Below are 19,853 nucleotides of genomic sequence, written 5' to 3'. Positions count from 1 at the left end.
GGCCGTCCCGCGTAACAAATCCGTAAGTGCGGCCCCAATAGGTTCTAATCCGTATTTTTCCGGATGTGTGCTGTGTTTGCCGTACTCGACTTCTTTTTCCGCGGTCACGACCTCGGTTTCGTGGCGCTCGCTGCTCTAGTTTGTCTGCTTTCGGCCTATGCCTGCGTCAGCCTGTTGCGCCACGCTATGCGAATGGAGAAACGGGCGCGGCTCATCTGGGCGACGGTTTCGGCCCTTTCGGTGGGGCTCGGCATATGGTCGACGCATTTCGTCGCCATGCTGGCCTTCCGGCCCGGCTTTGCGCTGCAATATGACATCCTGCTCACCGGCGTTTCGCTGCTGCTGGCCATCGGCATTTGTGGCGCGGGCCTTGCCATGGCGACCCGGGCGACCGGGACGACCGATCGGTTCCTCGGCGGCGCGGTGATCGGCGTCGGCATTTCCTCCATGCACTATGTCGGCATCGCGGCGCTGCTGCTCGACGGACAATTGCTCTGGAGCAACGGGCTTGTCGGCCTCTCGATCGTGGCCGGCATCGTGCTGTCGGGCCTGGCCGTGGTGACGGCTATGGGCCAGGGCAAGGCGCGACTGTTTGGCGGGGCCGGTCTGTTGACCCTCGCGATATGCGCCATGCATTTCACCGCCATGGGCGCGGCGGACTTCAGCAATTGCCTGCCTTTGTCCGGCATGAGCGGCGAAATCGACGGCAGCGTGATGTCCGTTATCGTCGCCCTGATTACGCTTTTCATTCTGAGCGCGGCGCTGGGCAGTATCGTGCTCGATGAAGCCGATCGCCGCCGGACCGAGCGCGAGGATTCGCGCCAGAAGGCCGATGCGGAGCGGATCGCCGCAGTCAGCCAGAAGCTCGAGCTGGCGCTGACCCATATGGGGCAGGGGCTGGCGCTGTTCTCGGCCGAGGGCCGGGTGATGCTCCACAATGAACGGTTGATCGAACTGCTCGGCCTGCCGCATGGCGCCATTGTCGAAGGCCGGACGCTGGAAGACGTCTGCGTTGTCGCGACCAATCAACTGGCCGATCTCGCCAAGCGAAATGAGATGGCGCGGGACCTCGCCGACCAGCATCGCCTGCTTGCCGTTCAGGGCGGACAGGCCGTGCATAGCTTTGACGGCGAACGCTTCCTGCGCGTGCAGCACAATCCGATCGGCGATGGCCGCTGGGTGACGCTGATGGAGGACATTTCCGACAGCAAGCGCAATGAAGCGGCCATTGCCCACCTTGCCAAGCACGACACGCTGACCGGCCTGCCCAACCGCGCGCGCTTCGAGGAAGTCTTTGCCATGGCTTTGGTCGATGCCGAGGCCAAGGGGACCCAGATCGGCGTCGTCGCCATCGACCTCGACAATTTCAAGGATATCAACGACGGCTATGGTCACGCCACCGGCGACCAGGTGTTGCGGGTTCTCTCGGAGCGCCTCAGCGATCTGCTGAAACCCGGCGAAGTCGTCGCCCGGCTCGGCGGCGACGAGTTTGTCGCCATCAAGCAGTTTTCGGTCATCGAGAGCCTGCGCGATTTCCTCGATCGTATCGAGGGCGTGCTGTTCGGATCGGTGCAGTACCAGGACGTGATCGTGGCGACGAGCGGCAGTATCGGCGTTGCCATCTATCCGCAGGACGGCAAGGAGCATTCGAAGCTCCTGAGCAATGCCGATCTCGCGCTTTATCGGGCCAAGGCCGAGTTCGACACGCGGGTCTGCTACTACGAGAGCGAGATGGACGAGCACGCGCGCCAGCGCCGCGCCATGTCCATCGACCTCTGGCACGCGCTCGAGACGGATGCGTTCAACCTCGTTTATCAGGTGCAGAAATCGGTCTCGTCGGGTGAAATCACCGGCTATGAAGTGCTGCTGCGCTGGGATCGTCCCGGCTATGGCGCGGTCTCGCCGGCAGAGTTCATCCCCGTGGCCGAGGAATGTGGAGCTATCAGCGCCATCGGCGCCTGGGTGCTGAAGACCGCCTGTATCGAGGCTGCTAGCTGGCCCGAGCCGCACAAGATTGCCGTCAATGTTTCGGGACTGCAGCTTTCGCAGGTGGAACTGGTGGACCTTGTGAAGATGGTGCTGTTCCAGTCGGGCCTCGCTCCGGAGCGGCTGGAGCTGGAAGTCACCGAGACGGCCATTATCACCGATAAGAAGCGCGCGCTGAACATCCTGCGCCAGATCCGCGAACTCGGCGTATCCATTGCCATCGACGATTTCGGCACCGGCTATTCGTCGCTGGCGACGCTGCGCAGCTTCCCCTTCGACAAGATCAAGCTCGATCGCTCGTTCATGAACGAGGTGGAGCATTCCGAGGAATCCAAAGCCATCGTGCGCGCCATCCTGGCACTTGGGAAAAGCCTCTCAGTGCCTGTGCTGGCCGAAGGCGTTGAAACGGTTGAGCAGCTCAATGTGCTGCGCGTAGAAGGTTGTACCGAGGCGCAGGGGTTCCTGCTTGGCCGTCCGGCAGCGATGGACTGGACCGAAGAGCCCGAACGGGCAATCGCATAGGGCAAATCACCCTAGGGATGAAACGACAAAGGGCGCCGCAAGGCGCCCTTTGCATTTTCGACGTTGAGCGCGTCGACGATCAGAACGGGCTGGCCGGATCGAGGAATTCGGCAGCGTTGTCCTTGGTGATCAGGGTCGAGTCGAGGATGTAGCGGCCGTCGACATGGATGCCACCGACAAGGTGCGAGGTGGTCAGCTCGATGGCCGTGGCGATCATGGCCGGGCTGTAGGAGACGTCGACCGGGGTCAGGGCAGAGCCATCGGCAACGGCCTGCAGGATCTGCTGCATGCCGGCGCCGCCGACGATGAACATTTCGCCTTCACGACCGGCCTGCTTGATCGCCTCGATGGCGCCGAGCGAGATGTCGTCGTCCTGGGTCCACACCGCCTTGATGTCGGGGAAGCGGGTCAGGAAATCCTGCATCACCTTAAAGCCGTCATCGCGGTTCCAGTTGGCGAACTCGTCGTCGAGAACCTTGATGTTGGAGCCTTCGATGCCGGACATGAAGCCATCGAAACGCTGCTGGTCGATCGGGATCGGCAGGCCGCGCAGGATGACGATATTGCCGCCTTCCGGGAGCTGTTCCTTGATATAGGCAGCGGCATTGGCGCCGAGGCCCGGATTGTCGCCGGCGACATAGAGGTCTTCCACGCCATCGATCGAGAGCTGGCGGTCGACGACGGTGACGAACTTGCCGCCGTCCTTGACCTGCTTGATGGCCGAGGTCATCGCGTCCGGATCACCCGGCAGGATGACGAGGGCGTCGATGCCGCGCGTGGACACCATGTCTTCGATATCGGCGATCTGCTTGGGCGCATCAGGGGCCGAAGCGAAGACGAACTCGACATTGGGATAGGTGGTGCTGAGGCGGGTGATGGCCTGCTGGGCGAAGTAGTTGACACCACCGGTCCAGCCATGGTCGGCCGCCGGCACGGAAACGCCGATGGTCACCTTGTCCTGGGCGAACACCGAGCCCATGAGGCCACCGGCGATAACCGCCGAAGCCAGAAGGGTTTTTGCCAGTTTCATATTGTAGTCCTCCCGAAATGCCCGTTTTGGGCGATGTAAACTGTGTGGTCAGGCGTTCTTGCGGCCGCGTTGCAGCAGCACGGCGAGAATGATGATGACGCCCTGGAAGGCCCCGTTGAGATAGGGACTGATCAGGCTCTGAAGATTGAGGATATTGCCGATGAGGCCGAGGATGACGACGCCGACCACGGTGCCCCAGATCCGGCCATAGCCGCCCTTGAGGGTGGTGCCGCCGATGATCACGCCGGCAATGGCTTCCAGTTCCCAGAGGACGCCCGTGGTGCTGGAGGCCGAGCCGAGGCGCGGCACGTAGAGCAGCACGGCGACGCCGACAAGCACGCCCTGCAGGATGTAGGTCATCAGCCGGACGTTATCGACATTGATCGAGGAATAGCGGGCGACCTGCTCATTGGAGCCGATGGCGGCGCAATAGCGGCCGAAGGCGGTATAGCGCATGACCACTTCGCCGCCGATGGCAACGAGGGCAAAGACGATGATCGGCCACGGCACGCCAAGGAGGCCGGCGTAATAGACCGGGCGATAGACGTCGGCGACCTGGAAATTGAGCGACAGCGTGCCACCGTCGGCAAGGAAGGTGACGAGCGAGCGGAAAATGCCCATTGTGCCGAGGGTGACGATGAAGGCTTCGATGCGCCCTCGCGTGATCATGGTGCCGTTGAAGACGCCCGCGACGCCGCCGAGCAGAATGCCCGTCGCCATGCCGGCGATGACCACCCCCCAACCGATGCCCATGGTGGGAATCAACCAGTTCATCACCATGATCATGACGCCGGCAATGACCGCGGCCATGGAGCCGACGGAGAGGTCGAGCCCGCCGGCGGTGATGACGAAAGTCGCACCGATGGCGATGATGCCGATGAAGGACGAACGTGCCAAGACGTTGGTCAGGTTGTTGTAGCTCAGGAAATTCTCGTTGAGCGAGATGCCGAGCAGGACCAGGAGGGCGAGCGCCAAAAGCGGCCCCACGGTCTTGAGGTCAAGGCGGAAACCGCGCTTGGGTTTTGCCGGAATATCAGGCGCTGATACGCTCATCGTTTCCACTCTTGATGCCAGCGGCGTACCGCATGATTTCTGCTTCGGTAATTTCTGCGCCTTCGAGCACGCCCGTCAGGCGCCCCTCGCGCATCACCACCACGCGGTGGCTGAGGCCGATCACTTCCTGCATTTCCGAGGAGATGAGGATGATCGATTTTCCTTCGGCGGCCAGGGCCGCGATGATGTGATAGATCTGCTGCTTGGTGCCGACATCGATGCCGCGGGTCGGCTCATCCATGATGATGATGTCCGGCTCGCTCTCCATGGTCTTGCCCAGCATGAGCTTCTGCTGATTGCCGCCGGAGAGGCGACCGACGGCGACGGAGGCGTCGCGGGCGCGGATATCGAAGCGGCGCACGGCGCGTTCGAGGGCGCGCTCTTCGCTGGAGCTGTCGAGGAATCCGGCCTTGATGTGCTTGTTTAGCGTGAGAAGGGTCAGGTTGGGGCGGAGGCCCATGTTCAGCAGGAGGCCTTTGCCCTTGCGGTCCTTGGTCATGTAGGCAAGGCCGGCATCGACCGATTGTGCGACCTGGGTGAAATTGACCGGTTTGCCATCGAGCGTGATGTCGCCGCCGGTGCGGTGGCTGAGGCCGACAATGGCTTCGGCGACGGCGGTGCGGCCCGAACCGATCAGGCCGGCAAAGCCGAGGATTTCGCCCCTCTTCAGATCGAAGGAGATATCTTTGACACCCTTGGCGGTGAGATTGCGCACGCCGAGGACAACCGGCGCGTCAACATCGGGCTCGTGCTTGGGCGGATAGAGATTGGAGAGCTCGCGGCCGACCATCATCTGGGCGATGGAGTCGGGGGTCAGGGACTCGGTGCCGACGGTGGCGATCAATTGGCCATCACGCAGGACGGTGACACGATCGGCCAGCTCCATGATCTCATCGAGCTTGTGCGAGATGAAGATGACGGCGACGCCGCGGGCGGTAAGGCGGCGGATCTGTTCGAAAAGCGTCTGGGTTTCGCTGACTGAAAGCACGGCGGTCGGCTCGTCCATGATCAGCACGCGCGCATCGCGGCTGATGGCCTTGGCGATTTCGACCATCTGCTTGTCGGCGACCGAGAGGGTGCCGATGCGGTCGTCGGGATCGACGCGGACATGCAATGTGTCCATCAGTTCGGCGGCCTTGCTGCGCATGGCGCCGAGGTCGAGGAAGCCGAAGCGTTTGAGTTCGCGGCCGAGGAAAATGGATTCGGAGGCCGTGAGGTGTTCGGCGAGATTCAATTCCTGGTGGATGAGCACGATGCCCATCGCTTCCGCCTTGCCATCCGGCGGCAGGGTGACGGTTTCGCCGTCATAGGTGATCGAGCCCGAAGTCGGCTGCTCGATGCCCGAGAGAATCTTGATGAGGGTGGATTTGCCTGCGCCGTTTTCGCCGATGATGGCGTGCACTTCGCCGGGTTTGATGTCGAAATCGATGCTGAAAAGCACCGGGATCTCGCCAAAGGATTTGGAAATGCGATTGGCCGACAGAACGGCAGGCGCAGTTGTGCCTTCGGCTGATGACATCGCGAAACCCCTCCCCAATGGACGCGGCGGTTGACCCGGCTCTTCGTCCCTGATGTGATGATGTAAAGGTTTTCATGAATGGTGTAAAGGTTTACATAGAGGCAAAAGAGGGTAAGCCTCTTGGGAGGGTCTGGCGCAACGCGTTGCATCTGCTAGAGGCAGGGAAACGGGCGCCAGTGGGTGTGCGGGGCTTTGCGAGTGCAGCACCAGAAACTGGCTACGATTGAAGACGTCGCGGCGCTTGCCGGCGTGTCCATCGCCACGGTCAGTCGGGCCATCAACGAGCCAACCAAGGTCGCCGACGAAACCCGCCGCAAGGTGACCGAGGCCATCGCCCGCACCGGCTACACCACCAATGCCATGGCCCGATCGCTGCGCATGCGGCGCTCGAACATGATTCTCATCCTCGCGCCGGATGTGGGCGATCCGAATTTTTCCAATATTCTGGTCGGGCTCGAAACCGAGGCGAGCAAGCGCGGCTATGGCGTGCTCATCGGCAATACCCAGAACGATCCAGCGCGCGAGACGGATTATCTGCGGTTCATCAGCTCCAATCAGGCGGATGGGTTGATTCTGTTCACGGGGCATCTGCCTTATGGTTTTGGGCAGGATGGCACCGAGGGGCGGCTGCCACCCATGGTGGCGGTCAATGAGCCGGTGCCCAATGCCGAAGTGCCCTTTGTCGGCGTCGACAATTTTGAGGGCGCGCGCATCGCGACCGAGCACCTGATTTCACAGGGGCACAGGCGGATTGCCTTTGTCGGGCGCTCGAGCGCGCGCGAGGTCAATCGGCTGCGAGAAGAAGGCTATCGCAGGGCGCTGGCGGGAGCGGGGATAGCGATTGATCCGCGCATGATCATCGATGGCGATGGCACGACGGAGAGCGGACGGGCGGCGGCGGAATTGATGTTCGTCCGCGATGCGCTGCCGACGGCCTTTTTCTGCGTCAATGACGCGACGGCGCTCGGCGTCATCATCTCGCTCAATGCGCGGCACTATGACCTGCCGCGGCAATTCTCCATCATGGGTTTTGACGACATCTCGTTTTCGAGTTTCGTCACGCCCTCGCTGACGACGATGAAACAGCCGCGGCACCGGATCGGCGAGGCGGCGATGGAATTGTTGCTTGAGCTTCTGGCGGGCGAGAAACCGCATGAGCAGCAGGTGCTGCTCAGGGCCGAGTTGATCGTGCGGAACTCTGTGACGCGGGTAGGCTAGGTTCTCTACCGGTTGTCGTCCCGGCTAAGGCCGGGACCCATATCGAGATCTCAGGTTGGGCCCCGGGCCTTCGCCGGAGTGACAATCGAGTTCCCTGGCTTCTTTTGGCTAGTAGCCCTTGGCCTTGAGCCACTCTTCCATCCAGGCGATTTCGCTTTCCTGGGCGGCGATGACGCCTTCGGCCAGCTTGCGGACCTCGGGGTCTTTGCCGTGTTCGAGCACGATTTTCGCCATGGCAACGGCGCCCTGGTGATGGGGGATCATGCCGCGGATGAAATCGACATCGGCATCGCCGGAATATTCAATCGCCATGTCAGCATGCATCTGCTGGTTGGCCTCGGTGTATGCCGTGGTCGCAGGTGAATCGCTCATTGCGCCACCATGACCGGCATGGGCGTCCTGCGCATAGGCGGGAAGGGCGAAAAGGGCGAAGGCGAGAGCGAGGGAAGCGGTTTTCATTGGGGCTACCTTTTGGTTATGCCCCACCCAATTGCGGGCTTGCCAGATGGCAAGGTCAAGTGCCGTTGACAGGCGGTTGGCGGAATTGTTACTTAATTTCATGCTTAACCAAAATCCCAAGCTCGACCTGATGTTTCAGGCGCTGGCCGACCCGACGCGCCGGGCGATGATCGATCGCCTCAGCCGTGGTCCGGCCTCGGTCAGTGAACTCGCCAAACCCTTCGATATGTCGCTGCCGGCAGTGGTGCAGCACCTGCAGGCGCTGGAGGCGAGCGGGCTCGTGTCATCGCAGAAAGTGGGGCGCGTGCGGACCTGCCAGATCGAGCCGGAGGCCCTAAGTCAAGCCGAACAGTGGCTCAATGAACGGCGGACACTGTGGGTGCAGCGGCTCGATCGATTAGGGGAATATCTCGCGGCGACGGAAGATGAGGAAGAGGGCAAATGACCGAAAAGAAGCGCAGCGTCAGCCACGCGACCTTTGTGCTGGAGCGCCGCTACAAGGCGAGCGCGGCGCGGGTCTATCGTGCTTTGTCCGAGCCTGGGGCCAAGGCCCAATGGTTCACGCCGCCTGAGACCTGGGGCAAGGACGAGCAGACCATGGATTTCCGCATTGGCGGGGTGGAGACCAGCATTGGCGGCCCCATAGGTGGGCCGGTGCATGCGTTTCGCGCGGTCTATCAGGATATCGTGCCCAATGAGCGGATCGTCTATTCCTATTTCATGACACTGGACGATGTGCGGATTTCGGTGTCGGTCTCGACGTTTGAGCTGACCGCGGATGGCGATCATACCAGGCTGAAGATGACCGAGATGGGCGCCTATCTCGATGGGTTCGACGATGGCGGACGGCTGCGGGAAGAGGGCACGAATGTGCTGCTTGATAATCTCGGGCGGTTTGTGGAGGGGGATTGGGAGTAGGGGCTTAGCCAAACTCGATGCGGCACCCTCCCCTTGACGGGAGGGTTGGGGAGGGGTGTTCACGCGCTCAGAAATCGTGGCTCCCGCACCCCCTCCCATCCTCCCCCGTCAAGGGGGAGGTGTTGCTGTGCTGGGTGGGGAAGCTACGCCGCCTCAGGCGTATAGCCTGCTTCCTTGATCGCTTCTTCGCCCTTGGCGCGGTCGCCCGTGAAACTCACCTTGTGGGTGGCGAGATCGGCGCTGATTTCTGCGCCCGGTAGCGCTTCTTCGAGGGCCTTGCGGACCGTGCCGACGCAGTGGCTGCAGGTCATGTCGTTGACGGTGAAAATGGTCTTGTCGGCCATGTCAGTGTCCTTTGGTCTTTGAATGGGTCCCGGCGAGATCGTCGAGAATGGGGCAATCGGGGCGGTTGTCGCCCTGGCAGCAATGGACGAGATGCTTGAGTGTCCCGACCATGGATTCCAATTCGGCGATCTTGGTTTCGAGCGCCGATATATGCTCCGAGGCGATGTCACGCACTTCGCCGCTGGCGCGGGTCTTGTCCTGCCAGAGAGCGAGGAGGGCGCCGGTTTCCTCGATGGAAAAACCGAGGGTGCGCGAGCGGCGGATGAAGCGCAGCACATGCACTTCATCGCTGCCATAGACGCGGTAATTGCTGTCCGTGCGCGTCGGCGGGCGGATGAGGCCGATCTGTTCGTAGTAGCGGATCATTTTCGCGGAGACGCCGGAAGCGTCGGCGGCCTGGCCGATGTTCATGCCTTTTCTCCCTTGATGGCGCGCAGGCGCTGGGCATTGCCGACGACGAAGACCGAGGAGAGGGCCATGGCCCCGGCGCCGAGCATGGGCGAGAGCAGGATGCCGAAGGCGGGATAGAGAACGCCGGCGGCAACCGGGATAAGCAGGGCATTGTACCCAAAAGCCCAGAAGAGGTTCTCCCTGATGTTCTTCATTGTGGCGCGGCTGACCGTCAGGGCATTGAGCACGCCCTGCAGATTGCCGCCGAGGAGGACGACATCGGCGCTTTCGATGGCGGCATCGGTGCCTGTGCCGACGGCGATGCCGATATCGGCCTCGGCAAGGGCCGGGGCGTCGTTGATGCCGTCGCCGACATAGGCGACGACGCGGCCGCCCTGGCGCAGGGCCTTGATGGCAGCGACCTTGTCGGCGGGCAGCACTTCGGCCTGCACTTCGTCGATGCCGAGCTGGGCGGCGATGGCCGCGGCGGTGCGCTTGTTATCGCCCGAGATCATTGCCGTCTTAAGGCCCATCGCATGGAGGCGGGCAATGACGGCCTTGCTGGTCGGCTTGACCACATCGGCTACGACGATGGCGGCGGCGATCTTTCCGTCCACGGCGGCAAAGACCGGCGTCTTGCCCTCGTCTGCGAGCCGCTGAAGCGCCTGCTCAAAGTCGGACAGGTCGAGACCTTCCATCATGCGAGCGGAGCCGACCTGTACCTTGCGACCGCCGATGTTGGCGATGACGCCGTGGCCGGGGTCGGAGTCGAAGTGTTCAACCGCTGGTAGGGTCAGGCCGGCCTTTTCGGCGGCGGCAACGATGGCCAAGGCAATCGGGTGTTCCGAGCGGCTTTCGGCGGCGGCAACGAGTGACAAGACTTCGTCGTGGTCGAAATCGTCGTCGAGGATCAGGTCCGTAAGAACGGGCTTGCCTTCGGTGAGCGTGCCGGTCTTGTCGAAGGCGACGACATCGGCGTCGCGCAGGCGTTGCAGGGCTTCACTCTTGCGGAAGAGCACGCCGAGTTCGGCGGCGCGGCCGGTGCCGACCATGATGGAAGTCGGCGTGGCGAGACCCATGGCGCAGGGGCAGGCGATGATCAGCACGGCGACGGCATTGACGAAGCCGAAGGTGATCGCGGGATCGGGACCCCAGACGAGCCAGACCACGAAGGTGAGCGCGGCGAGGGCCATGACGGCGGGCACGAACCAGGCGGTGATCAGGTCGACGGTGCGCTGGATCGGCAATTTGCCGCCCTGGGCCTCTTCGACCATGCGGATGATCTGGGCCAGCATGGTATCGCCGCCGACCTTGGTGGCGCGGAAACGGAAGCTGCCCGAGGTGTTGAGCGTGCCGCCGATGACCGTGTCGCCTGCCTGCTTGGAGACAGGCAGGGGTTCGCCGGAGATCATGGATTCGTTGACATGGCTGGTGCCATCGACGAGTTCGCCATCGACGGCGATCTTTTCGCCGGGGCGGACGACGACGATGTCGCCGACCTTCACCTGTTCGATCGGCATTTCATGGGTCATGCCATTGTGCTCGACGCGAGCGGTCTTGGCCTGTTCACGCACGAGGCGTTGGACGGCTTCGCCGGTGCGGCCCTTGGCGATGGCTTCGAGCCAGCGGCCGACGAGGATCAAGAGAACAATGACGGCGGCGGCTTCGAAATAGACGTAGCGCGTTTCGGCCGGCACGAGCTGGGGGGCGAAGGTGACGACCGTGGAGAAGAGCCAGGCGGCACCGGCGCCGAGGGCGACGAGCGAGTTCATTTCCGGCGCGCCGCCCAGCAAAGCGGGAATACCGACCTTGAAGAAGCGGAGGCCCGGGACGAAGAGCACGAAAGTCGCGAGGATAAAATAGGTTGTGTAGAGGACGTCCATCGAGACGACGGACATCAGCCACATGTGGAAGGGCATGTAGAGGTGGCCGAGCATTTCGACCGCAAAGAGCGGAATGGTCGGGATGGCGGCGATGATGACGTCACGGCGGAGGATCGCCGCGTCTTCGTCGTGGTGGTGATGGGCGTGGTCGTGACCGGAATGTGTCGGCTGGCGGACACTGCCCTTGTAGCCGACCTTTTCGACGGCCTTGATGAGCGCTGCAGTATCGCCGCCGGTTACGGTGGCGCGTTCAGTCGCAAGGTTCACCGAGGCCGTTTCGACACCGGGAACTTTTAGCAGCGCCTTTTCCACCCGCGACACGCAGGACGCGCAGGTCATGCCTTCGATATCGAGGGCCACGGGGGTAGGCGAATGGGTGTGGTGGACGTGTTCTGTCATGGGTTCTACTCCGTCCTCATGTAGATAGACCTTCCCATCATGGTAAGGTCAAGGGTGAAATCTACTTTTGTTTTTTCGCGATGCGACCTGTTGGCACAGCGACAAATCTGCTGATTATATTCCAAGCGCCGCCGGCCTATTTCATGCGCTGTCAGGAGCTTGATCCATGCAGACGGTTCGCAAAGACATCCACAATTCGGAATTGCCGGTCCTGTGCCAAAGCTGCGAGGCGCGGCATCAGGGCATTTGTGGTGCAATGACCGCAGAGCAATTGCTCGCCATATCCAAGCATACACGCCGCGTGCGCCGCGAGCCGGGGCAGGAGATCATGGCCGATGCCATGCCGATTGCCGCCTATGCCAATGTGCTCAAGGGCGTGGTCAAGCTCACCAAGGTGCTCGAGGACGGTCGGCAGCAGGTGGTGGGGCTGCAGTTTGCCCCGGACCTGCTGGGCCGGCCCTTTGCCAGCGAGAGCCGGGTGACGGCGGAGACGGCTTCGGATGTCGAACTTTGTATGATCCCCAAGACGGCGCTCGAGGCGATGATGTCAGCGGGTGGGCCGGTAGAACACCGGATCATGATGCAGGCACTGCGCGAACTCGACGAGGCGCGCGACTGGATGGTAACGCTGGGGCGCAAGACGGCGGCGGAAAAGGTCGCGAGTTTTTTGTATTTGCTCGCGACGCATATCGATCCGACGGAAGAAACGGCGCTGCAGACTTTTGACCTGCCGCTGAGCCGGGCGGATATTGCCGATTTCCTCGGGCTGACCATCGAGACGGTGAGCCGGCAGCTTACAAAACTCAAGGCCGAGAAGGTGATCGAGATCGCCAATTACCGGCATGTCAGTATCAAGGATCTGACGCAGTTGCGACTGCGCTGCGGGTGAGGCCTTTCGCGAGGATCGTGGCTCACATCATCCCCTCCCATCCTCCCCCATCAAGGGGTAGGTGTTGCATCGAGCTTGAGGCACGATGCCCGCCAAAACCGCCAGCCCTGCACCTCCCCCTTGATGGGGGAGGATGGGAGGGGGTGATGGCAAGCGCGGTGACGCCGAGCTAGCCCGACAACCTGCCATTCCGGATTTCTAGAACGCGATCCACTGTGCCCTCAGGAATGGCGGCGTGGGTGACCATTATCAGCGTGCGGCCCTTGGTGGCTCCGGCGAGGGTTTCGAAGAAACTGAGTTCGCTGGCGCGGTCGAGCGCATTGGTTGGCTCGTCGAGAAGGATGATCGGCGCGTCCGAGAGCAGCGTGCGGGCAAGGCACAGGCGGCGCATCTGGCCGACCGAGAGGGTGCGGCCGGATTCGCCGAGGACCGTGTCGAGACCTTCGGGGAGGGTGGCGACGAATTTTTCGAGTTTCGCTGCTCCGAGCGCGGCCCAGATGGCTTCGTCATCGGCGAGGGGGCGGGCGATGCGCAGGTTGTTGCGGATCGTGTCGATGAAGACGGGGCTATCCTGGCTGAGGAGCGCTGTGTGGGCGTGGACCTGCGCAGCGGCAATGTCGTGGAGGGCTGTGGTGCCGATGCGGATATCGCCGCATTGCGGTTCGTTGAGGCGCAGGAGAAGGCGGAGCAGGGTGGATTTGCCGCCGCCGCTGGGGCCGGTGATGGCGATGCGTTCGCCGGGGGCGATGCTGAGGGTGACGCCGTTGAGGACGGGCGCGCCGCTATCGTAGGAAAAATGCACGTCGGAGAACGCCATCTTCTGGCCTTCGGGGAAGGGCAGGGGCTGCGCGGGGTCGATGATGGCGGGTGGCAGATTGGCGAGAGCGGTGAGGCGCTCGGCGGCGGCGAGGGCAGCGGTCGATTTGCCAACGCTCCGGACGATGACGGCGGTGGCTTCGAAACTGCCGAGCACGGCGAGGACAAGGCCGACGAAGACGGCAGGGTCGAGGGCGCCGGCTTGATGGGCGATAAGGCCGGTCCAGAGCGTGCCGACCAAAGCCACCGCGGCGAGCACCTGAACCGCCATGGCGGCAGCGCCGGTGAGGGCGGCGAGCGCGAGGCGGCGCTCGGAGAGGTGGCGAGCAAAGGCGGAGAAACGGGCTTTTGCGGTGCCAAGCACGCCGAGGATCGTGAGATCGGCGTGGCCGCTGATGGCGTCGTAGACGGCGATGCGCGTGTCGGCGGCGGCGCTGACGACGTCTCGGCCGACCTTGCGCGCGGAGATGACGAGGGTGGCGGGGACTACGAAGATGGCACCGGCAACGGCGAGGGCGTAGACGAGGGCGGCAGAGGGCAGGAAGACGACCAGGACGCCGGTGACGGCCACGCCCATGAGCAGGGCGCCGAGCATGGGGCCAATGGCGACGAGAAAGGCAACGTCGAGCGCATCGACATCGGCGGTTAGGCGGCTGACGAGGTCACCGTGGCGGATCGAGCGATCGGAAAGCGGTAGGCGAGGGAAGAGCGCAGAAAAGAGCCAGCCGCGCAGGTCCGAGAGGAGGCGCAGGGTGGCGTTGTGGCCGACGAAGCGCTCGCCATAGCGGGCGAGGATGCGGATGAAGGAGAAGGCGCGGACCAGCGAGGACGGTACGAAAAGATTGAAGCCGAGGCCGAGCGTCGTCAGCGCCGTGGCGGTGATGAACCAGCCGGAGGTGCCCAGAAGGGCTATGCCGGCGGCAAGAGCGATGGAGGAGAGCAGCAGCGCCAGGGTGAGGGCGCCGAGGCGGCGGCGGAAGAGCGGGGCGAGCATGGCAAAGACACTCATGCGACACCTTTCTTATGCGCGGGCAGGGCGACCGGAAGCAGGGATTCTCCGGCAATGCGCCAGGCCTTGTCGAGGCGTGCGGCGACGGCATGGGAATGGGTCGCGACGATGAGGGTACGGCCCTTGGCATAGTCTAGAATGGCCGAGATGATTTCGGCTTCGAGTTCGGCATCGAGATGGGCGGTGGGCTCATCGAGGAGGATGAGACCGGCCTCGCGGAGGAAGAGGCGCGCGAGGGCGACGCGCTGGGCTTGGCCGCCGGATAGGCCGATGCCGTCTTCGCCGATGACGGTGTCGAGGCCTTGCGGCATGGCAGCGGCGAACTGGGCGACGCCGGCGTGCTCTGCGGCAAGTTCGATATCGGCGCGGCTCGCGTCATGGCCGGCGAGGGCGATGTTCTCGGCAATGCTGGCGTGGAGGAGGCGCGGCTTTTGGGTGAGGAGGAAGGTGCGGGCGCGCAGGTCTTCCTCGGGCCAGCTTTCAAGCGCGCGACCATCGAGCATGATGTCGCCTTCGGCGGCGCGGAGGCCGATAAGGGCTTCGAGGAGGGTCGACTTGCCCTGGCCGCTGGGGCCGAGAATGGCGACGTGCTGGCCGGCGGGGATTTTGAGCGCGGTGTCTGCAAGAACGACGCGCTGGCGGTCGGGTGTGCGTAAGGTAACGCCGGTCAGGTCGAGCGCGATGGCTTCACCGCCGCGGGGCGCGATGTCGCTGAGAGGCGTCGGCTCGGAGGGCAGTTCGCCGAGCTGGCGTTCGATCTCGACGAGGGCGGCCTTGGCGGAGGCGCGGTCATGATAGTGCGCGGCGAGGAGCCGGAGGGGATTGTAGACCTCGGGCGCCATCAGCAGCAGGAACAGGGCCAGCTCTAGCGTCAACGGCGAGGAGCGCAGGTGCAGGTAGTCGATGAAGGTGAGGCCCAGATAAAGGGCGACACCGGCAACGCCGAGGGCGGCGAAGAATTCGAGCACGGCCGAGGAGAGGAAGGCGATGGCGAGGACGCTGAGCGTGCGGCGGCGCAGGGATTCGCTGGCGGAGACGATGCCATGAACCTCGGCGGCTTCGCGGCCGAAGAGTTTTAGGGTGAGAAGCCCACGCAAGCGATCGGCGAAACGGCCGGAAAGGCGGGTGAGGGCCTGAGCCTGACGATCGGTCGCTGCCTGGGCGCCCCAGCCGACGAGGGCCATGAAAAGCGGAATGAGCGGGGCTGAGACGAGGAACAGGAGACCGGCCACCCAATCGAGCGGCAGGATGATGGCGCCGAACACGATTGGCAGGAGAGCCGCCTGAGCCGAGGCAGGGAGATAGCGCGCGAAAAAGCCATCCAGGGCTTCGACCTGATCGACGATGGCCGTGACGGCGGCGCCGGAGGCCGGTTGATCCTGACGGCGCGGCGAGCGGGCGAGGAGCGAGGAAAACAGGGAATCGCGAAGATCGCGTTTGATGTTTTCGGCGGCGAGCGTGCCGAGCCCATCGCCCAAGGCGGACAGACCGGCACGAAAAACGAGAAGCGCGAGGATGAGCCCGACCGTCGGCAGGAGTGCGTCGACCGTCTCGCCGCCCTCGATGGCGCGACCGATGACGCTGGCAAGGCTCCATGCCTGCCAGACGAGCAGGCCACCCGAAACCAACGGTAGAGCTATCGCCAGCCATAGGGCCGAGCGGCCGTGACGTTGCAATCGCGATAGGGCCTTGCCGGCAGCTTTTTCTTGCGGGGTCACGTGGTTTTTGCTTGGCTAGGGTACGAGGCTCGGCGGCCTCGGTCTTTATTGGTTCGTTAGGATGATGTCGTGCAACGCACCTTGATCTAGGTCAAGGCGCGTATTGCCGCGTTGCGCGATGGGAGAGGCAGAGGCAGTCCGCTGATGGCTGCCCATAGCAGCAGCAAGGCAGGACCTGCCATGATCGACATGACTGTCGTTGAACTCTCGCGATGGCAATTCGCCGCCACCGCAATGTACCACTTCATATTCGTGCCACTGACGCTCGGCCTCTCCATGCTGATGGCCATCATGGAAAGCGTCTATGTGATGACGGGCCGCGAAATCTGGCGCAAAGCCACGATTTTCTGGGGCACGCTTTTCGGCGTCAATTTCGCCATGGGTGTCGCCACCGGCATCGTCATGGAATTCCAGTTCGGCATGAACTGGAGCTATTACAGCCACTATGTCGGCGACGTGTTTGGTGCGCCGCTGGCTATCGAAGGGCTGATGGCTTTCTTCCTTGAGGCCACCTTTGTCGGTCTCTTCTTCTTCGGCTGGGATCGGATGAGCAAGGTGAGCCATCTGGTGGTCACCTGGCTCGTGGCACTCGGCACCAACCTTTCGGCGCTCTGGATCCTCATCGCCAATGGATGGATGCAGAACCCGGTGGGGTCGAAGTTCAATCCAGACACCATGCGCATGGAAGTCACCGACTTCATGGCCGTGCTGTTCAACTCGGTCGCACAGGCGAAGTTCGTGCACACGGTCAGCGCCGGCTATGTCTGCGGCGCTGTCTTCATCTTTGCCATCTCGGCCTTTTATCTCGCGCGCGGCAAGCATGTGGAAATCGCCAAGCGCTCGATGGTGGTGGCGGCGAGCTTCGGTCTTGCCGGTGCGCTCTCGGTCGTCGTGCTGGGTGACGAAAGCGGCTACGTCGCAACCGAACACCAGAAGATGAAGATCGCGGCGCTTGAAGCGAGCTACCACACCGAGGAGGCTCCGGCCCCCTGGACGGTCATCGCTATCCCCGGCGAGGACGGTGGTGAGCCTGATTTCTCGATCCAGGTTCCCTGGGTTGGCGGTCTGATCACGACACGGTCGCTGGACGAGGAACTGGAGGGTATCGAGGAACTGACCGCGCATGCGCAAGTGCGTATCCGCTCGGGCATGATCGCCTATGATGCGCTGCAGGCTATTCGCGCCGACGGCACGGATCAGGCAGCGCGGGCGACCTTTGACGAGCACTGGGCAGATCTGGGCTATGGCCTGCTGCTCAAGAAGTATCGCGAGGATGTCGGCAATGCCACGGACGAGGAAATCGCCATGGCAGCCGAGGACACGGTGCCCGATGTCTGGCCGCTGTTCTGGACCTTCCGCATCATGATGGGTCTGGGGTTCTTCTTCATTGCCTTCTTCGCCTTCTGGTTCTGGAAGGCCTCCACCGGAAAACTCGACAGCAACAAGAACCTGCTCTGGCTGAGCTTCTTCCTGTTGCCCACGCCATGGATTGCCATCGAGGCGGGTTGGTTCATCGCCGAATTCGGCCGTCAGCCCTGGGTGGTGGAAGGCGTGCTGCCGACCTTCTATGCGGCTTCGGGGCTCAATTTCTGGGACCTCGTGATCTCGCTCAGCTTCTTCACGCTGCTCTACACGGTGCTTTTCGTCATAATGATTATGCTGATGGTGAAAATCGTGAAGGCCGGGCCGAAGGACTTTGCTTTCGTCGATAGCCCGGACGCCGATGACTTCGTCGTTGCCGCCCTGCCTGCCACTCCCGCTACCAAGGAGCTCGGATCGTGAGCACCATTCCACTCGACTATGAAACCCTGCGGCTTATCTGGTGGCTGCTGCTGGGGGTGCTGCTGATCGGCTTCGCCATCATGGGTGGACGCGATCTCGGCGTCGGCGCGCTGCTGCCCTTTGCGGCGCGCACCGACGAGGAGCGCCGCGTGCTGCTCAATGTTGTCGGCCCCACATGGGAAGGCAATCAGGTCTGGCTCGTGCTGGGTGGCGGCGCCATCTTCGCCGCCTTCCCGCCGCTCTACGCCGTGAGCTTTTCGGGCTTTTACCTCGCCATGATCGTGATCCTCCTGGCCCTGATCCTGCGACCAGTTGGGTTCAAGTTCCGCGGCAAGATCGCCGATACCCGCTGGCGAGCGACCTGGGACTGGGCGCTGTTCATCGGCGGGGCTGTCCCCTCGCTGATCTTCGGCGTGGCAGTGGGCAATGTCATCCTTGGTGCACCGTTCCACTTCGACGATACGATGCGAGCCTTTTATACCGGCAACTTCTTCCTGCTGCTGATGCCCTTTGCGCTGCTCTGTGGGCTCGTGAGCCTGGGGATGCTGGTCACGCAGGGCGCTTCGGTGATTGTGGGTCGAACGGACGGACTGCTGGCCGAACGCGCAAGAACCATCGGTATCTGGGCCGGGCTTGGTACCATCGTGCTCTTTGCCCTCGGCGGCGTCTGGGTGGCCTTCGGTATCGATGGCCATGTCATCACCAGCACCGTCGATCCCAACGCACCGATCAACCCGCTCGCCAAGACGGTTGAACTGGTGCGCGGCGGGTGGATGAGCAATTACGGTGCCTATCCCTGGATGATCGCGGCACCGGTAATCGGCTTTGCCGGCCTGGCGCTGGCGGTTATGGGTTTCAACGCTCGGTGGAAGCTCATTCCGCTCCTGGCGAACAGCGCCGGTATTTTCGGCATCATTTCCACCGCCGGCCTGTCGCTGTTCCCGTTCCTGCTGCCGTCCTCGACGGTTCCGCAGGCCGGGCTGACGCTGTGGGACGCCTCGTCGAGCCACATGACGCTGTTCATCATGCTGCTGGTGACCGCGTTTTTCCTGCCGATCATCCTGCTTTACACTGGCTATGTGTTCCGGGTGATGCGCGGTCCGGTGACGACGACCAGCCTCAACAAGAACCCCAACGCCTACTAGGAGAGAGACAATGTGGTATTTTTCCTGGATTCTTGGCCTCGGCCTTGCCTGCACTTTCGGCATTCTCAATGCCATGTGGTTCGAAATGCGCGAGGACAGACGCATAGCGCGCGAAGAAGGGCGGGAGCCGACCAGCCGTTAACGCATGGGTCCTGACCATCTGGTCAAAAATCTAAAAACCGGACTTTGCAACTGCGAAGCCCGGTTTTCTTTTTATATTTCAATGTTTTGACGGCTCCGCGCAGGACGGGTCGGGAAGATCGACAGGGAATTCACCTAAACCGAATATGAACCATATGCCTCATTTCTGTGCGCTGAGTGCATAACGGATGTGCAGAAGGTCCATCTACTAATCACGACCCCCTCCGGTCTACATAGAGGTCATCAAACGAAGGGGAACCAAAATGAACATTGCCAAGAAGATCGCCGATTTCGCCCGTTACCAGCGCACCCTGCGCGAGCTCAACTCGCTCGACAGCCGCCAGCTTAACGACCTGGGTATCACCCGCTCCGACATCAAGTCGATTGCTCGCGGTACCTACACTGCCTAAGTTCTAGGCAAAATCGGTAAGTAAGATGAAGGCGTCCAATCGGGCGCCTTTTGTCTTTTCTGGATCTGCATTCTCAGGGGCGAGGTGTTGAGCATCTGGCTCCACCCCCTCCCATCCTCCCCCATCAAGGGGGAGGTGTCGCATCGAGTGTGTTACTGGATCGAGCCAAATTCACTGGCCTGCACCTCCCCCTTGATGGGGGAGGATGGGAGGGGGTGACT

General features: G+C 62.6%; 18 protein-coding genes. 9 read left to right on the top strand and 9 right to left on the bottom strand.

Going from position 1 to position 19,853, the window contains the following annotated elements:
* The first annotated feature begins 72 nt into the window (after positions 1–72).
* On the top strand, positions 73–2,508 hold the full coding sequence (locus tag J7557_RS10915) for an EAL domain-containing protein (protein ID WP_291420097.1): 2,436 nt from the start codon (positions 73–75) through the stop codon (positions 2,506–2,508).
* 79 nt (positions 2,509–2,587) lie between these two features.
* On the opposite strand, the gene J7557_RS10910 is transcribed toward J7557_RS10915, so the two are convergent.
* From J7557_RS10910 to J7557_RS10900, 3 genes are read right to left on the bottom strand one after another with little or no spacing between them, the layout of a single operon-like run.
* A complete protein-coding gene (locus J7557_RS10910; protein WP_291420096.1) occupies positions 2,588–3,538 on the bottom strand; it encodes a substrate-binding domain-containing protein in 951 nt (316 codons plus the stop codon).
* Between the two features lie 48 nt (positions 3,539–3,586).
* On the bottom strand, positions 3,587–4,591 hold the full coding sequence (locus J7557_RS10905) for an ABC transporter permease (RefSeq protein WP_291420095.1): 1,005 nt from the start codon (positions 4,589–4,591) through the stop codon (positions 3,587–3,589).
* Positions 4,572–6,110 (bottom strand): sugar ABC transporter ATP-binding protein, encoded by a 1,539-nt coding sequence (locus J7557_RS10900; RefSeq protein WP_291420094.1) that lies wholly within the window; start codon positions 6,108–6,110, stop codon positions 4,572–4,574. The genes J7557_RS10905 and J7557_RS10900 overlap by 20 nt, the downstream gene beginning before the upstream one ends.
* A 198-nt stretch (positions 6,111–6,308) precedes the next feature.
* Here J7557_RS10900 and J7557_RS10895 point away from each other — a divergent pair, with 198 nt between their 5' ends.
* Positions 6,309–7,328, top strand: coding sequence for a LacI family DNA-binding transcriptional regulator (locus tag J7557_RS10895; RefSeq protein ID WP_291420093.1), 1,020 nt, complete (start codon positions 6,309–6,311; stop codon positions 7,326–7,328).
* Positions 7,329–7,436: 108 nt separating this feature from the next.
* Here the strand turns inward: J7557_RS10895 and J7557_RS10890 are convergent, their stop codons facing one another.
* Positions 7,437–7,787 (bottom strand): DUF305 domain-containing protein, encoded by a 351-nt coding sequence (locus tag J7557_RS10890; RefSeq protein WP_291420092.1) that lies wholly within the window; start codon positions 7,785–7,787, stop codon positions 7,437–7,439.
* A gap of 100 nt (positions 7,788–7,887) precedes the next feature.
* Between J7557_RS10890 and J7557_RS10885 the strand changes: the two genes are divergently transcribed.
* Together J7557_RS10885 and J7557_RS10880 are read left to right on the top strand one after the other, a co-directional pair.
* Positions 7,888–8,232 (top strand): metalloregulator ArsR/SmtB family transcription factor, encoded by a 345-nt coding sequence (locus tag J7557_RS10885; RefSeq protein WP_291420091.1) that lies wholly within the window; start codon positions 7,888–7,890, stop codon positions 8,230–8,232.
* Entirely contained in the window at positions 8,229–8,705 is a 477-nt protein-coding gene (locus tag J7557_RS10880; protein ID WP_291420090.1) for an SRPBCC family protein, read from the top strand. The genes J7557_RS10885 and J7557_RS10880 overlap by 4 nt, the downstream gene beginning before the upstream one ends.
* A gap of 143 nt (positions 8,706–8,848) precedes the next feature.
* Here the strand turns inward: J7557_RS10880 and J7557_RS10875 are convergent, their stop codons facing one another.
* Genes J7557_RS10875 through J7557_RS10865 form a run of 3 tightly spaced genes read right to left on the bottom strand, consistent with a single transcriptional unit; the run spans position 8,849 to position 11,722 of the window.
* On the bottom strand, positions 8,849–9,049 hold the full coding sequence (locus J7557_RS10875) for a heavy-metal-associated domain-containing protein (protein WP_291420089.1): 201 nt from the start codon (positions 9,047–9,049) through the stop codon (positions 8,849–8,851).
* Between the two features lies 1 nt (position 9,050).
* Positions 9,051–9,461, bottom strand: a complete 411-nt coding sequence (gene cueR, locus J7557_RS10870; protein ID WP_291420088.1) for a Cu(I)-responsive transcriptional regulator — start codon at positions 9,459–9,461, stop codon at positions 9,051–9,053.
* Positions 9,458–11,722, bottom strand: coding sequence for a heavy metal translocating P-type ATPase (locus J7557_RS10865; RefSeq protein ID WP_291420087.1), 2,265 nt, complete (start codon positions 11,720–11,722; stop codon positions 9,458–9,460). Before J7557_RS10865 ends, cueR begins: the two co-directional genes overlap by 4 nt.
* Positions 11,723–11,888: 166 nt before the next feature.
* Between J7557_RS10865 and J7557_RS10860 the strand changes: the two genes are divergently transcribed.
* Positions 11,889–12,611 carry a Crp/Fnr family transcriptional regulator gene (locus J7557_RS10860; RefSeq protein ID WP_291420086.1) on the top strand — a complete coding sequence of 241 codons (723 nt, stop codon included), beginning with the start codon at positions 11,889–11,891 and terminating at the stop codon, positions 12,609–12,611.
* Between the two features lie 169 nt (positions 12,612–12,780).
* On the opposite strand, the gene cydC is transcribed toward J7557_RS10860, so the two are convergent.
* The gene (gene cydC / locus J7557_RS10855) at positions 12,781–14,436 is read right to left on the bottom strand and encodes a thiol reductant ABC exporter subunit CydC (protein WP_291420085.1); all 1,656 of its coding nucleotides are present in this window, start codon (positions 14,434–14,436) and stop codon (positions 12,781–12,783) included.
* A complete protein-coding gene (cydD, locus tag J7557_RS10850) occupies positions 14,433–16,154 on the bottom strand; it encodes a thiol reductant ABC exporter subunit CydD (protein ID WP_291420084.1) in 1,722 nt (573 codons plus the stop codon). The genes cydC and cydD overlap by 4 nt, the downstream gene beginning before the upstream one ends.
* Before the next feature lie 183 nt (positions 16,155–16,337).
* Here cydD and J7557_RS10845 point away from each other — a divergent pair, with 183 nt between their 5' ends.
* The 4 genes from J7557_RS10845 to J7557_RS10830 all read left to right on the top strand — a co-directional run bounded on the left by J7557_RS10845 (position 16,338) and on the right by J7557_RS10830 (position 19,632).
* Positions 16,338–17,936 carry a cytochrome ubiquinol oxidase subunit I gene (locus J7557_RS10845; RefSeq protein WP_291420360.1) on the top strand — a complete coding sequence of 533 codons (1,599 nt, stop codon included), beginning with the start codon at positions 16,338–16,340 and terminating at the stop codon, positions 17,934–17,936.
* Positions 17,933–19,081, top strand: a complete 1,149-nt coding sequence (gene cydB, locus J7557_RS10840; RefSeq protein ID WP_291420083.1) for a cytochrome d ubiquinol oxidase subunit II — start codon at positions 17,933–17,935, stop codon at positions 19,079–19,081. The genes J7557_RS10845 and cydB overlap by 4 nt, the downstream gene beginning before the upstream one ends.
* Before the next feature lie 10 nt (positions 19,082–19,091).
* Positions 19,092–19,223, top strand: coding sequence for a cytochrome bd-I oxidase subunit CydX (gene cydX / locus J7557_RS10835; RefSeq protein WP_291420082.1), 132 nt, complete (start codon positions 19,092–19,094; stop codon positions 19,221–19,223).
* Positions 19,224–19,485: 262 nt separating this feature from the next.
* Positions 19,486–19,632, top strand: coding sequence for a DUF1127 domain-containing protein (locus J7557_RS10830; RefSeq protein WP_084587602.1), 147 nt, complete (start codon positions 19,486–19,488; stop codon positions 19,630–19,632).
* The last annotated feature ends 221 nt before the right edge of the window (positions 19,633–19,853 follow it).

The sequence above is a fragment of the Devosia sp. genome (assembly GCF_017744655.1).
In the GTDB taxonomy this organism is placed as follows: Bacteria; Pseudomonadota; Alphaproteobacteria; order Rhizobiales; family Devosiaceae; genus Devosia.
This window is presented reverse-complemented; position numbering and strand designations above follow the sequence as displayed.